Here is a 13,200-nt window from a genome sequence, read left to right as displayed (position 1 = left end):
GTCAGTCCAGCCGCTCGGCGGCGTCGCGCTGGACGAGCGGATCCGCGTTCTCCGCCGGCAGCGTCACCACGTCTTCGCTCGCGAGCTCGTACTCCCGGTCATCGACGCCGAGGATCGCGCCCACGTCGCGGGTGATCTTGACCGTGGTGCGGTCGTCGCGCGCCGACGGGTCGGCCGTATCGGGATTTTCGGTGTTCTCGGCGTGGCGGGCGACGCCGCCGTCCCCGCGCTGCTCGGGGTCGGTACCCGCGTCGCCGGCTGCGTCCGATGCGTCGCCCCGCGGCTCCGCGTCCTCCACGCCCGGCGCACCCGGCGGCGCGGGCTCCGGCGGCACTGCGGTCGCCTCCCCCGACGCAGTCGATCCGTCAGCTGCGTCTGTCGGGTCCGCGGCCGGCGCGTTGGGGATGTCGGGAACCGCGTCGCCAGCGCTCTCTGAGGCCGCACTGCCAGCGCCTGCGGGAGACGCTTCGTCGGCGTCTCCGAGCGACACGTCCTCGGCCGCGTCGGACTCCGATCCCCCCATCGCTCCCGCGAGCGCGCCGGAATCCGCGGCATCGGGTGGGGGAGTAGCGTCGGGTGTCGAGGTAGCATCGGCTGCCGACGTATCAGATGTTGACACGGCGGCGTCTGACTCTGCTGCGGCCGAACCGGGCGTCAGCCCGTCCGGTTCGGCGGTCGATTCTGACGCCGCGGGCGACGCCCTCGCGTCCGGCTCGGACAGGGGAGAGGACTCATCCGAGCCGGACGGCGGCGTTTCACCCGAGAGCACGTCGAGAACGCGGGACTTGTTCTCGCCGATCCGGTCGACGAGGTCGTCGAACAGCTCGCGTTCCTCCGTCGTCATCCCCTCGTCTTCGACGGGCATGTCGGCCGCGGCGAAGGAGGCGAGCTTGACGACCTTGCCGACGCGGCGCTCGTACAGGGCCTCTGCGACCTCCTCTGCGGTCTCGACCTCGTCCGACATGCGCCGCACGTCGTCGTCGGAGAACGGCTTGTCCACCTGCGCTGCGCGCCGGTCGCGGGCCGCGCGCAGGTCAGCGACGTACGCGGCCACGTCGTCGTAAAACGAGTCCCGCAGGTGCTGGAGGCTGTCCTTACGGCGTTCCTTGGCCTGCGCCGACCTGAGTTCGTCGAGATTCATCGTTCGGAGGATTTCCGCGCCTCGCCGCGGGTCATCAGAAATATCCCCGCGAACTCGGGCACGGTGTTTCTACCGGATTCCACTAACACCCTCTCCCCGTTTAGTTCTACCGTCCGATCCGCGTCGCTTTCGATCCGGATGTCGCGGCCGACGAACCGCTCCGGAACCGCGTCTCGAAGCGGGTCGAAGTCGTCGAGGTCGTCGCGGTCGATCGGGGTGACGACGAGCCCGGAGCCGCCGTGGAGCGTTCTCGGGAGCCGAATGAGCCGCCGCGTGTCCGTCGTGACCGGCTCGTCGATCGGGGCCGTGTCGGTCGCGGCTACGCGCGCGGCGAGCGCAGAGACGAGCCGCCGCACCCCGGGCCCGCCGGCTTCGACGTTGCCCTCGCGGACCGCGGTCGGGTTGCGCTCGAACGCGCCGAGGATCGTCTCCGCGCGCCCCTCGCCGATCCCCTCCAACTCCATCAACCGCTCGCGGGCGGCGTCCTCGTCCATGTCGCGGAGGTCGTCCGCGTACTCGACGAGCGCCTCGTGAACGCGCGCGCCCCACCCGCCCTCGGTGCGGAGCACGCGCTTCGTCGTGCCCCGCTCGGAGACCGTCCGGATCAGCCCCTCGGCGTCGAGGTCGATCGCGCGGACGTAGTCGACGATTTCGCGGCGCGCCTCGCTGTCGAGACCGCGGACGCTCTCGTCGCGGACGTGGACGTGGTACCCCCGTCCCCCGGAGAAGACGACGGTGAGATCGTCGAACGCGAAGTCGTTCTCCAAGAAATCGAGCAGCCGCCAGAGGGCGTCCTTACACTCGGCCAGCATCTCGGGGTACGAGGTGGTCTCCGGATCGACGCCGGGGAGGTGGTCGGCGTCGAGATCGAAGACCAAATCCGCAGAGCGCCACCCCTTCTTCGACATCGTCGACGCGCCCGGGTCGTCGTAGCGCGCGGCCGAGAAGTACGCGTGTCGCGGCGCGTTGTCCGCGAAGAAGGTGTCGACGTCGCCGAGGTCGAACAACGATTGGTGGCGAACCATCGTCGTGCCCGACCCAGGGGTCCACGGGATGTGCCCCCACTCGCGGAGGTTCGCGTCCGGGGGAAGCGCGGGCGAGGCGCGGCGGTAGTAGTCGCCGAACCGCCCCTTCAGATACTCGCGCGTCCGATCGTCCATGCTCTCGCGATATACCCGCGGTCGACGTATAGACGTTGCCGTTCGCGGCGGCCGATCGTCAGTCTGTGAGTTTCGGTGTACGGCTCTGTTCTGTGTGCTCGGAACTGATACACGTTTGAGATCTCGCACGTGTGAATAATCGAACACCTGTGGCGCACGCTCGTCAGGTTTATCACTCCGTGCCCGTTATCGTCGGGTGACGCTTCGTCTGGAGGGCCGAAGCGTCAGCGGGGACCAACGACACGCCCGACGCGGCTTTTTTCCGCGTCGGGCGTGTCTCTTTCTGCCGATGACTCACCGACCTGAGCGCGTCGAGAGTCGTCGATTCGGGCCATTATATCAACGTATAGAAACGACTGTCGGGGCGACATCGCGGTCGGATCGCGAACGTCAGTTGTAATTCTGATAGGTCTGAGGTGGGGAATTCACGGCCTAATTGGGTCGATAGGGCCAATAGCGTCTATTCATAACGATATATTTATCTGTTAACAAACTGAACGTGTACGCAGTTGTATGTACGACCTCACAGGTTTTCAGCGTGACCTGCTATACGTGATTGCCGGGCTCGACGAACCGCACGGACTCGCGATCAAAGACGAACTGGAGGATTACTACGAAAAAGAGATCCATCACGGGCGACTCTATCCGAACCTCGACACCCTCGTCGAGAAGGGGCTCGTCGAGAAGGGCCAGCGCGACCGGCGAACGAACTACTATACCCTGACGCGACGCGGTCAGCGCGAGATCGACGCCCGGACCGAGTGGGAAACGCAGTACATCGAACACTAGGTCGCTGAGACCGCACCGCCACGGTATCGCTCTTGTCGAGACGACTAGTCGAAGCCGTGAGCTACCGATCCACGTGTCCCCGGTCCGCGTACCACTCCGCGAACTTCGAGAGCGCTCGCCCGCGGTGTGAGACAGCGTTCTTCCGGTCCGTGTCCATTTCTGCGAACGTCTCTCCGTCGTGTTCGAAGATCGGGTCATAGCCGAATCCGCCGTCGCCACGCGGTGAGACGATCCGTCCGGGGACGTAGCCCTCGAACAGTTTGACCGGCAGCGCGTCTGCGGGCTTCGTCTCCTCGTCGCCTTCCCCTCCATCGTCACCCGACTCTCCGTCGCCCGTCTCCGGTCCGGCGGCTGCGGCAGCGTCGCGTTCGCCTCGGTCGACCGGATCGGGGCTCGCGGCGAACCCGTCTCCGTCGCAGTAGCCGAGCGTGCACCGGAACGCGGCTCGCCGGTCGTCGAGACTGGCGGCGATCTCGTGGACGCGCTCGATCCCCAGCGTCTCCTCGACGTACGCGGAGTAGGGCCCGGGGAAGCCGTCGAGCCCCTCGATAAACAGTCCCGCGTCATCGACGAGCACAGGCTCGTCAGCGTGGCGGTGCGCCTCTCGCGCGCCGCGCGCGGCGATGGGTCCGAGATCGTCGGCCTGTATCTCCGTGTAATCAAAGTCGAGCTGGCTGACGGAGCCGTCCGTCAGGTACTGCTCCGCCTCGCGCACCTTTCCCGGGTTCGTCGTGACGTATCTGAGCACGACCCTCGATGTGACCGGCGGAGAGGAATAGCCGTCGGTCGCTGGCTGCCGGTCGGTCGGCCGCTCGACGGTCGGTCGCCAACCCCGGCGTGACTCAGTCGCCCGCGACGGCGAACCGTGAGGCGTCGCTTTCCGCGGTCGGGGCGGTCACGAGCGAGACGCCGACGGTGAGCAGCGCGGACAGCACCATCAGACCCAGCGCCACGTCCCAGCCACCCGCGACCGTTCGCGGCAGCGTCGGGACAGCCGAGACGACCGACGACAGCACCACCGCGAGGTACGCCAGTTGGGGGACGGCGACCCCGACGATCATCCCGGTCCGGGTGGTTCGGGGCCAGTAGAGCGCGCAGATCACGGGGAGTGCGAGCAGCGCGAAGCCGGAGAACGCCGTGTCGCCGACCTCGATCAGCGTGCCGGGCCGGAACAGACTCGCGACGAACGCGAGCAGCGCGAAGACGGCGACGCCGATCCGCGCGAGCCATGCCTCGCGGCGTTCGGATGCGTTGGCGTTGATCAACGGGCGGTACAGGTCGCGGGTGAAGTACGACGACCCCGACAGTAGCATCGAGTCGGACGAAGACATCATCGCGGCCATCGCGCCGGCGATCACGAGCGCCGCGAACCACGCGGGCGTGTATTCGTTCAGCACGACGGGGAGCACGTTCGCCCCATCGGGTACGTCGATCGGCATCCCGGCGGCCCACGCTCCGAGCATGAACGCGGGGAGGAAGAGCAGGAGGACGAGCACCGGCCACAGGACGAACGACCGCTTCAGCGTCTCGCCCGAGTCAGCGACGAAGAACCGCTGGTTGATCTGCGGGAACATCGTCACGCCGAACGCGATGGTGACGACAGAGGAGACGATGAATCCCGGCGAGTACGTCCCGCCGCCGAAGCTCCCGAATTCGGGCCGGGCGTCGAGCATCGCGCCCGTCGCCGCGCCGACGCCGCCAACAGCCGACACGACCCAGACGGCCGCGATCCACACGATCGAGAGCATGAACAGGCCCTGGATCGTGTCCGTCCACGCGACGCCGCGCATCCCGGCGAGGACGACGTAGAGGATCATGAAGGCGGTGACGAGCGCTGCGCCGCCCCAGTACGGGACCGCACCGCCGGTCAGTCCGACGAGCGCCTCCCCCGCGCCCATCTGCTGGAGCATGACGTACGGGAACAGCCACAGCAGGCTCACGCTCGCGACGAGGGCCCTGAGCCCCGTCGAGCCGAATCGGTCACCGAGCATCTCGCCGAGCGTGACGTAGCCGTGTCGGTCACCGATCAGCCACTGCTTGTAGCCGATCGCGTACCAAAGCACCGCGAACAACACGCCGTCGAGGGTTCCCATCACTATCAGCCACTCCGGTCCGGCCGCGAACGCGAGGTTCGGTCCGCCGAAGAAGGTGAACGCCGACAACAGGGTCGCGAACGTGGTGAAAAGCAACACGGCGGTCCCTATCGACCGGTTCGCGAGGTAGTAGTCCTCCGCCGTCGTCTCCGAGACCCGATACGCAACGAGGCCGACGGCCAGCGCGATCACGAGGTAGCCGACGATCACTCCGAGCGAGAGGCCGAGGGTCACGGCTCGTCACCCCGAGCGACCGATTCGCTCGTCTGTCCGGTGGCCGCGTTCGGTGCCGGGTGGCGTCCCATTCCACGCTCCCACGCCCCGCTCCGGACGAATCGCGCGAACAGCAGCGCACAGAGTCCCAACCACGCGATGTGCCACCATATCCACACCGGAAGCCCCGCCACGATCAGGTCGACGCCCCACAGCGGCCACGGCACGGCGAAGGCGACGAGTACAGCGAACACCGGTATCCACACGATATCTTTCCGACTTCGGCCCATATCGACGAAAATCATTTCTAAGTGCATAAAACCTACTAATCAGATTCGATTTAGAGCTTTGTAGAATTATTCTCTTCAATCAGTGACAACGGAGACAGTGCGATAACTATTTTCCGCGACGGCCACAACGACGCACGGGCGGTCAGCGCCGCCCGATCATCACCATTCACCCATCATGAAAGACACAGAAAAATATCTGATTCACGCCACCATCGCGGCCGACGGCGTCGTCGAGCGGAGCGACGTCGTCGGTGCGGTGTTCGGCCAGACCGAGGGGCTCCTCGGTGAGGAACTCGACCTCAGAGACCTTCAGGAGTCCTCTCGCGTCGGTCGGATCGATGTCGCCGTCGAGTCCGAGAACGGCCAGTCGTTCGGCGAGGTCACCGTCGCATCGAGTCTCGACAAAGTAGAGACCGCGATCCTCGCGGCCGCGTTGGAGACGATAGACCGCATCGGCCCGTGTCGCGCGTCAGTCGAGGTGACGAGCATCGAAGACGTGCGAGCGGCGAAGCGACGCGAGGTCGTCGAGCGCGCCAAGGAACTGATCGCCGGCGGCTTCGACGAGACGAGTCTCGCGAGCGACGACATCCTCGAAGAGGTCCGAGAGGCCGCCCGCGTCGAGGGGATCATCGACTATCGAGGGCTCCCGGCCGGGCCGCGCGTCGGCGACTCAGACGCCGTCATCGTCGTCGAGGGGCGCGCGGACGTGCTGACGCTTCTCGACTGCGGGATCAAGAACGCGGTCGCCGTCGAGGGGACGAACGTCCCCGAGGCGGTCGCGGATCTCACCGCAGACCGCACCGTCACCGCCTTCCTCGACGGCGACCGCGGCGGCGAGCTCATCTTACGCGAGCTGGCGCAGGTCGGTGACGTCGACTACGTCGCGTTCGCACCGCCGGGCGAGTCCGTCGAGGACCTCGACCGCAGCGCCGTGTTCGACGCGCTGCGCGGAAAGGTCCCGTACAGCAGTCTCGCCGACGAACCGAACCTCCGCGAGGCCGCCGAGGCGGAGCCGCACGCGGGGTCAGTCGCGGACGCGCCCGGTGCCACCGACGGGGCCGGCGCGGTCGAGTCCGTCAGCGCTGACGGGTCGGCCGCGACCGAACCGACCGAACTGTCTGAACCATCCGAACCGTCCGATTCCGACGGTCCCGCTCCGTCGACCGCCGCGTCCGAAAGCGCGGCCGAGAGCGACAAGCGCGCCGGAGACGACGGCAAGTCGGACCCCGACGCGAACGTGGACACGGACGCCGACGCGATCGGCAACGGGGAACGCGAGGCTCCCGACCGCGACGCAGGCGACAAGACAGACGATGTCGACGACGAGTCCCCTGACGACGACGCGAAATCCGCTTCCGACGCCGAGTCAGCAACCGACGACGTCGCGACGGCCACCGCCGACGACGAGCCGAGGTCGCTCGAAGAGCACGTACAGGAAATCGTCGACGCGGGGAGCGGCCGGGCCCGTCTTCTCGATGACGACCGCAGCGTGCTCGCGGAGGTCGCCGCAGCCGACGCGTTCGACGCGATCGAGCGCGCTGACACCGCTCCGAATGCGGTCGTCATCGACGGACGGATCGACCAGCGCCTCCTCGACGTGGCGGCCCAGCGAGGAGTCGGAGAACTGCTCGGCCGCGAGACCGGCGAGTTCGTGAAGCGACCGGTCGGCACGCGCGTGCTGACGGTGGGCGATCTCCGCGCCGGGAGCTGAGACTAGACCGCGCCGAGCGCGCCGAGCGCCGCGAACAGCGCGTCGCCGTACGTCAGCGAGACCCCCAGTCCGACGGCCATGGGGACGACGAACGGCATCCCCGGCGAGACCAGCACCCGGTCCTCGCGCGCGACGGCCGCCAGTCCGCCGCGGAGCGTGTCGGCGTCGGTGCCGTACGCGCCGTGATCGATCTCGTCGAGGAACCGCTCGGCCGCCCATGGATCGTCGTGAACTGCCGCGCCGTCCGCCGATCCGGTGACGCCGCCGTCGGTTCGCGGGCCGACGTGCGTGCCGCCGTCGGTGGGATCGAACGTCTCGTCGACGCTGTCGGGGTCGCGCAGGTGGTCGGGATCGGCGCGCAGATCGGAAAGCGTGAGCCCCCGCCAGCGGAGGTACATCCGGAGGGCGTCGAGGTCGAGCCCGTTCCGCGTCGTGCCCTCGTCGTTCTCGAAGAGCCGCCCGTGCCGGTCGGGGAGCGAGTCAACGCTCACGGACCGCGCGAGGAACATCGTCGGCGCGACGTGGCCGCGAACGAGATTGACGACGGCCAGTCCGAGGGGGTACGCCAGCCCGATCAGGACCGTGTTCGTCAGTATCGTGAGCGAGAAGACGCCGAGTTGGGTGTCGACGATCGGGAGAGTCGCCCCAGCGACCTCGTACGCCGGGAACGTCGGAAAGACGATAGCGAGCGCGATGAGCGCCTTCGCGTCCGCCCCCCCGAACGCGCCGAGGTACCAGAACGCGTAGCCGAGCGGCGCGACGAACAGCAGGCTGATCGCCACGCGGACAAAGAATAGTCGCCCCTCAACCCCCGCGAGCGGCCACAGCGCGACCACCTCCCAGACCAGAAGCAGCGCGCCGAAGAGGTACAGCGGCGGCCACAGTCGGTTCGGGAGGCGGCGGGTCCGGACGTCTCGGAGCGCCGCCCACGCGAAGACGGGGACGACGAGCAGTCGGAGCGCGTCCGGCAGCGTCGCGAACATGTCACGACGGGCGTCGCGGGCGTAATTAGGCGTTCGGGTTCGGGTATCGCGAACGATATTTCGGCCGAGATCCGACGGGGCTTTGTGAGTCGATCGCCGACTCGGTCGCAATGCGCCGTCGTGTCGGGACTAGCCTCTACGCCGGACTGCTCTTCACGGTCCTCGCCGCGATCGCGTGGGCGACGGGCCAGCCGTTCGTCTTCCCGAGCCTCGGCCCGTCGGCGTTCGCGCTCGCATTCGACCGCCGAGCCGAGCGGGGGCGAGCCGCTCGGATCGTCGGCAGTCACCTCCTCGGCGGCGTCGCTGGCTTCGCGGCGTGGCAACTGATCGCCGCCGGCGCGGCCCTGACCGCGACTCCACCGGCCTTCTCGCCGGCGGGGTTCCGGCTCGTCGCGAGCGCCACTCTCTCGCTCGTAGCGACGAGCTGGGCGATGATCGCGACCGACGCGGTCCACGCGCCCGCCTGTGCGACGACGCTCATCGTGTCGCTCGGCCTTCTCTCGACCCCCGTCGAGGTGGCGGTCATCGTCGCGAGCGTGACCGTGCTCGTGAGCTTTCACGCCGGCGTGATTCTGGTTTTCAAGCGGATCGTGGGCGACGCACACCCATTCTACCGGGTCGAGGAACGCTAACCGCAGTGTTCGGTCGGTTCGAGCGCTTCGATCACTCCGATCGCTCCGCCCGCCTGTCGAAGACTTCGAGGATGGGTTCGGTGTCGGGAATTCCCGGAATTCGGTGTTTGTCGTCGCGGAGTTCGATCACGACGGTCTCGGTGTCGAGCCGGCGGTCGAGCCGCCCGCGTTTCACCCGCAGATCGGTCTCGTTCCACGGCTCGACGCGCCACAGAGCCGTCCCGAACAGCCGGTCGTAGGCGACGAGCGCGTCGTCGCCGACGCGGTACTCGACGAGGCCGTACCGAAGCCAGTAGTCGATACTCAAAAGCAGCACGGGGAGCGCGACACCGGCCGCGAAAAGGAGTGCGGCGATATCCCAGACCCTGCCGGTCGCGAACAGGAGGCCGCCGACCAGACACAGCGCGCTGAAGTACGCGACGCCCGGGTGTCGCGGAGCGCTCGCGACTCCCCCGAACAGTCGGCTGCGGAGGGTCGGACGCACCCGCCGGGTCGCGTCCGGGAGCGGATCCTCGATCGCGTCGTCGTCGGGCGGGTCGTAGGCCCACCCGATCTCCAGCGTCGACGACTCGTCGACGGCGGTGAGTCGGTCGCGGTACAGCCCGGCGAGGTCGAAGGCGGCCTTGACGGCGACGATCCCGACGAGAAGCGGGAGACCGACGGCACCCGGATCGACCGCGGACAGCTCGGCGTCGGTCCCCACCGTCGCCGCACCGATCAGCGTGACGGCGACGATCCCGCCGACCGCCACCGAGCCGGCCCTGAAGAAGACGCCCCGGATCGCGGTCTGCGCGCTGTGCTCGCGGTACTCGCCCTTATAAAGATAGTCGACGAGCGTCGTCGCGCCCTCGGTCGCGAAGATCGCGAGCACCGCGAGCGTCACCGAGTCGAGCGCGCCGGGTGCGAGTCCCCCGTCGACGGCGACGCCGACGGTGACGACCCCGGCGACGAACCACACGCCTGCGAGGACCGGGACGAAAATCGGGAGCACGAGGAGCGTCGAGAGCCGGATCCGGAGGTCGGTTCTCGGGACCCGTATCGCGGCGCGCCTCGCCGCGAGCGCGCCGACGATCAGCCCGTCGGAATCGAGTTCCGCGGGCCGACCGGCGAACAGCGCGCGAACGACGGCCCAAAAGGAGGCGATCCCGAGTTCGAACCAGTAGAGCGTCATCAGTGCGGCCGCGTTCCACCCGAGCGCGACGACGCCGACGAGCGGGAGGCCGTTGGAGACGAGCAGCGCGATCGTCCGCGGACGACGACTCCGAGAGAGGGATCTCAGGCGTGGAGCGCGGTCTGTAGCGGGCATCCGTCCGAGCGATCCGCGTCCGGATTCATAAGTGGTCGGTGCGGGTCACCGCGCCGGTCCCGCGTCGCGGTGAAGGTACAGGTACGCGAGCACCGGAACGATCGTGAACACGAGCGTCGAGAGGGCCCAGACGAGCGCGTATCGGCTCCCTCGCGCTCTCGCGTCGCGATAGATCCACACGGTGGCGGCGACGACGACGCCGTAGATCACGAGCGTGAGCGGGAGCGACCACGGGAGCGCGACGCCGAAGAGGCTCATGACGCTCCCCGCGTGAGATCCGCGGCCATCACCAAGTCTGGTTCGGTCGCGACCGGGATCCGGTTCGCGGCGGTATCGCTCATGTGTTCGACCGTCTCGGCGATAAGCACGCGAGCCGCGTCCGCGTCGCCGGGGTGGGCCTCGCGGATGACGGGATCGGGACCCGCTTCCAAGTCGCTCATCGCCAGGGCTGCGACTCCTCCGTCAGTTCCCCGGCAAGATCGCGCCCCATCGCGTCGGCGGGGTCGTCGAGGTTCGCGAGCGCCCACATTAGCTTCACCTTCGCGGTGCCCGGGAGCGTGTCTCCCGCCTCGACGACGCCCGCGTCGAGCAGGTCGCGACCGGTGTCGTACACCCGATCACAGACCCGCCCGTCGAGGCACTGGCTCGTCATCGCGACGACCGCGCCGCCCTCGACGAGCGCCTCGATCCGCGAGATCAGGTCGGTGTGGACGTGGCCGAGGCCGGTCCCCTCGATCACGATGCCGCGTTTCCCGTCGAGGTAATCCCACGCCGCCGGGTCCATTCCCGGCGTGAACTTGACGAGTTCCACGTCGGCGGCGAGGTCGGGACGGAAGCCGACGGCGACTTCGTCGTCTCCGTCGCCCGCGCCATCTCCATCGTCCGCGTCGTCTCCGTCGCCCGCGCCGTCTCTGCCATCTTCACCGGCCGCGCCTTCGCCGCGCGGGAGATGCTCGCGGTTCCACTCGATCGCGCCGTCGGCCGCGTCGCCGTCGGCTCCCGCCTCGGCGGCCGCTTCATAGTCGATCAGCCCGAGCGGCGCGGCACCGACGGTTTCGAAGGCGTCTCGGCGCGAGGTGTGGTTCTTCCGCACGCGGGTACCGCGGTGGAGCGCGCAGGCGTCGTCGGACTGCGTCGCGTGCATGCACACCAGCGTCTCGGCGTGGTCGGCCTTCGCGGCCTCCACGGCGCACACCGCGTTCATCACGTTGTCCGAGGAGGGCCGGTCCGCGGAGCGCTGGCTCCCGGTGAACACGACAGGGACGGGCGAATCGAGGACGAAGGAGAGCGCGGACGCGGAGAACTGCATCGTGTCGGTGCCGTGCATCACGACGACGCCGTCTGCGCCCGCCTCGATCTCGTCGCGGACGGCGGCCGCGAGCTCCCGCCAGATCGACGGGTCCATGTTCTCGGAGAGGATATTCGCGACGACCCGCCCGCGGTAGTTCGCTCGCCCCGCGAGGTCTGGAACCGCCCGGAGCACGTCCTCGGCGTCGAACTGCGCGGTGACCGCTCCGGTCCGGTAGTCGACGGTGGACGCGATGGTGCCGCCTGTCGAGATGAGTGAGATCGTGGGGAGGTCCGAGTCGAAGGTGATCTCGGAGGCCTCGTCGCCGCCCGCGTCTGCCCCCTCGTCGATGTCGCGGGCACCGGATTCGAGCACTTCCACATCGGCCCCCTCGCGGTCGATACCGACGTTGTAGCCGCCGTCGAGCTTGACGACGAGGTGGTCGCGAGTCGTCGAGGGGAGCAGTACGCCCTCGTTCGTGACGTCCCCGCGGTCGACGCGGACGCGATCTCCCGGTTGCATACCACCCGGTTCCCCTGCGGCGGACTTGAATCCAACCGTTCGGCGACGCGGAGGCGTTCCCTCGCCGACCTCATATGACTTTGAAGCATCGCACCCACCATCGGTGCATGGATCGCGACGAGTTCGCCGCCAGCATCGACCACACCGTGCTCGGCCCGGAGACGACGTGGGGCGATGTCGAGACGGTTCTCGACGAGGCCGCAGACTACGGGATGAACGTCTGTATTCCGCCCTGTTACCTCTCCGAGGCGACCGACTACGGACACGGATCGGTGACGATCGCGACGGTGATCGGGTTCCCCCACGGACAACACGCACCGGGAGTGAAACGCGACGAGGCGGTCGCCGCCTGGAACGACGGCGCGGACGAGATCGACCTCGTGATCAACGTCGGTCGACTCAAGGCGGGCGAGGACGACGCGGTCGCGGCCGAGATATCCGGCGTCGTCGCCGCGGTACCGATCCCGGTGAAGGTGATCGTCGAAACGGCGCTTCTGACCGACGCCGAGAAGCGTCTCGCCTGCGAGGCCGCCGTCGCCGCCGACGCCGACATGGTGAAGACGTCGACCGGGTTCGCCGACGGCGGCGCGACGGTGCCCGACGTGGACCTGCTGAGCGAGTACCTTCCGGTGAAAGCCTCGGGCGGCGTCGGCTCCTACGCGGAGGCGACAGCCATGCTCGATGCCGGCGCGGTCCGGATCGGTGCGTCCTCCGGTGTCGCCATCGTCGACGGCTATCCCGCGTGACCGCCGGCGCGACGGCCGCTCTCGTTTTCTCCCCGTGGGAATCCCGTGGTGGTGATTTATATACAGCCGTCGTACGCGTGGGTATGAGCCACTCGACCACTGCGGCACAGCCCAGACTTGACGCGGCGTTCAAGGTGTTCGGCGCGGTTGGGATCCTGATCGCCGTCGCGCTCACCGTCGGCGTGCTCGCGCTGACCGATCCGTTCGGCGAGTACGTCACCACCTCGCCAGCGGTGTTCGGCAGCCTCCTCTCGGCGGGGCTCCTCGTCGCCGTCGGCTACGCGGCGTACGCGCTTCGCCGTCGGTGAGCCCGGTTCGGAGATCGG

Annotated in this window: 15 protein-coding genes; 5 read left to right on the top strand and 10 right to left on the bottom strand. The window is 68.3% G+C overall.

Annotated features, from left to right (window positions below; all coding sequences use genetic code 11):
* Position 1: 1 nt before the first annotated feature.
* Together NO887_RS04730 and priS are read right to left on the bottom strand one after the other, a co-directional pair.
* Complete coding sequence (locus NO887_RS04730; protein ID WP_256417315.1) at positions 2 to 1,141, bottom strand: DNA replication complex subunit Gins51; 1,140 nt, start codon at positions 1,139 to 1,141, stop codon at positions 2 to 4.
* Positions 1,138 to 2,301: a DNA primase small subunit PriS gene (gene priS, locus NO887_RS04725; protein ID WP_256417314.1), complete on the bottom strand. Its 1,164-nt coding sequence runs from the start codon at positions 2,299 to 2,301 to the stop codon at positions 1,138 to 1,140. Before priS ends, NO887_RS04730 begins: the two co-directional genes overlap by 4 nt.
* A 513-nt stretch (positions 2,302 to 2,814) precedes the next feature.
* On the opposite strand from priS, the gene NO887_RS04720 reads away from it, so the two are divergent.
* A complete protein-coding gene (locus NO887_RS04720) occupies positions 2,815 to 3,090 on the top strand; it encodes a PadR family transcriptional regulator (RefSeq protein ID WP_256417313.1) in 276 nt (91 codons plus the stop codon).
* A 61-nt stretch (positions 3,091 to 3,151) separates the two neighbouring features.
* On the opposite strand, the gene NO887_RS04715 is transcribed toward NO887_RS04720, so the two are convergent.
* The 3 genes from NO887_RS04715 to NO887_RS04705 all read right to left on the bottom strand — a co-directional run bounded on the left by NO887_RS04715 (position 3,152) and on the right by NO887_RS04705 (position 5,686).
* Positions 3,152 to 3,838, bottom strand: a complete 687-nt coding sequence (locus NO887_RS04715) for a non-canonical purine NTP pyrophosphatase (protein ID WP_256417312.1) — start codon at positions 3,836 to 3,838, stop codon at positions 3,152 to 3,154.
* A gap of 94 nt (positions 3,839 to 3,932) precedes the next feature.
* The gene (locus tag NO887_RS04710; RefSeq protein ID WP_256417311.1) at positions 3,933 to 5,417 is read right to left on the bottom strand and encodes a sodium:solute symporter family protein; all 1,485 of its coding nucleotides are present in this window, start codon (positions 5,415 to 5,417) and stop codon (positions 3,933 to 3,935) included.
* Positions 5,414 to 5,686 carry a hypothetical protein gene (locus tag NO887_RS04705; protein WP_256417310.1) on the bottom strand — a complete coding sequence of 91 codons (273 nt, stop codon included), beginning with the start codon at positions 5,684 to 5,686 and terminating at the stop codon, positions 5,414 to 5,416. The genes NO887_RS04710 and NO887_RS04705 overlap by 4 nt, the downstream gene beginning before the upstream one ends.
* Before the next feature lie 175 nt (positions 5,687 to 5,861).
* Between NO887_RS04705 and dnaG the strand changes: the two genes are divergently transcribed.
* Positions 5,862 to 7,397 carry a DNA primase DnaG gene (gene dnaG / locus NO887_RS04700; protein WP_256417309.1) on the top strand — a complete coding sequence of 512 codons (1,536 nt, stop codon included), beginning with the start codon at positions 5,862 to 5,864 and terminating at the stop codon, positions 7,395 to 7,397.
* Positions 7,398 to 7,399: 2 nt separating this feature from the next.
* On the opposite strand, the gene NO887_RS04695 is transcribed toward dnaG, so the two are convergent.
* Positions 7,400 to 8,380 (bottom strand): prepilin peptidase, encoded by a 981-nt coding sequence (locus NO887_RS04695; protein ID WP_256417308.1) that lies wholly within the window; start codon positions 8,378 to 8,380, stop codon positions 7,400 to 7,402.
* Positions 8,381 to 8,490: 110 nt separating this feature from the next.
* On the opposite strand from NO887_RS04695, the gene NO887_RS04690 reads away from it, so the two are divergent.
* Positions 8,491 to 9,012 (top strand): HPP family protein, encoded by a 522-nt coding sequence (locus tag NO887_RS04690; RefSeq protein WP_256417307.1) that lies wholly within the window; start codon positions 8,491 to 8,493, stop codon positions 9,010 to 9,012.
* A 31-nt stretch (positions 9,013 to 9,043) separates the two neighbouring features.
* Here NO887_RS04690 and NO887_RS04685 read toward each other — a convergent pair whose 3' ends face one another.
* The 4 genes from NO887_RS04685 to gatD are packed head-to-tail and all read right to left on the bottom strand — an operon-like array spanning position 9,044 to position 12,128.
* Positions 9,044 to 10,318 carry a DUF6498-containing protein gene (locus NO887_RS04685; RefSeq protein ID WP_256417306.1) on the bottom strand — a complete coding sequence of 425 codons (1,275 nt, stop codon included), beginning with the start codon at positions 10,316 to 10,318 and terminating at the stop codon, positions 9,044 to 9,046.
* 45 nt (positions 10,319 to 10,363) lie between these two features.
* Positions 10,364 to 10,576 (bottom strand): hypothetical protein, encoded by a 213-nt coding sequence (locus NO887_RS04680; protein ID WP_256417305.1) that lies wholly within the window; start codon positions 10,574 to 10,576, stop codon positions 10,364 to 10,366.
* A complete protein-coding gene (locus NO887_RS04675) occupies positions 10,573 to 10,758 on the bottom strand; it encodes a hypothetical protein (protein WP_379811627.1) in 186 nt (61 codons plus the stop codon). The genes NO887_RS04680 and NO887_RS04675 overlap by 4 nt, the downstream gene beginning before the upstream one ends.
* Positions 10,755 to 12,128, bottom strand: coding sequence for a Glu-tRNA(Gln) amidotransferase subunit GatD (gene gatD, locus NO887_RS04670; protein ID WP_256417304.1), 1,374 nt, complete (start codon positions 12,126 to 12,128; stop codon positions 10,755 to 10,757). The genes NO887_RS04675 and gatD overlap by 4 nt, the downstream gene beginning before the upstream one ends.
* Before the next feature lie 107 nt (positions 12,129 to 12,235).
* On the opposite strand from gatD, the gene deoC reads away from it, so the two are divergent.
* Both deoC and NO887_RS04660 read left to right on the top strand, forming a co-directional pair.
* On the top strand, positions 12,236 to 12,874 hold the full coding sequence (gene deoC / locus NO887_RS04665) for a deoxyribose-phosphate aldolase (protein ID WP_256417303.1): 639 nt from the start codon (positions 12,236 to 12,238) through the stop codon (positions 12,872 to 12,874).
* An 83-nt stretch (positions 12,875 to 12,957) separates the two neighbouring features.
* Positions 12,958 to 13,182 carry a hypothetical protein gene (locus tag NO887_RS04660; protein WP_256417302.1) on the top strand — a complete coding sequence of 75 codons (225 nt, stop codon included), beginning with the start codon at positions 12,958 to 12,960 and terminating at the stop codon, positions 13,180 to 13,182.
* Positions 13,183 to 13,200 lie beyond the last annotated feature (18 nt).

Origin of the sequence: Halorubrum laminariae (assembly GCF_024494655.1) — an archaeon.
Taxonomy (GTDB): domain Archaea; phylum Halobacteriota; class Halobacteria; order Halobacteriales; family Haloferacaceae; genus Halorubrum; species Halorubrum laminariae.
This window is presented reverse-complemented; position numbering and strand designations above follow the sequence as displayed.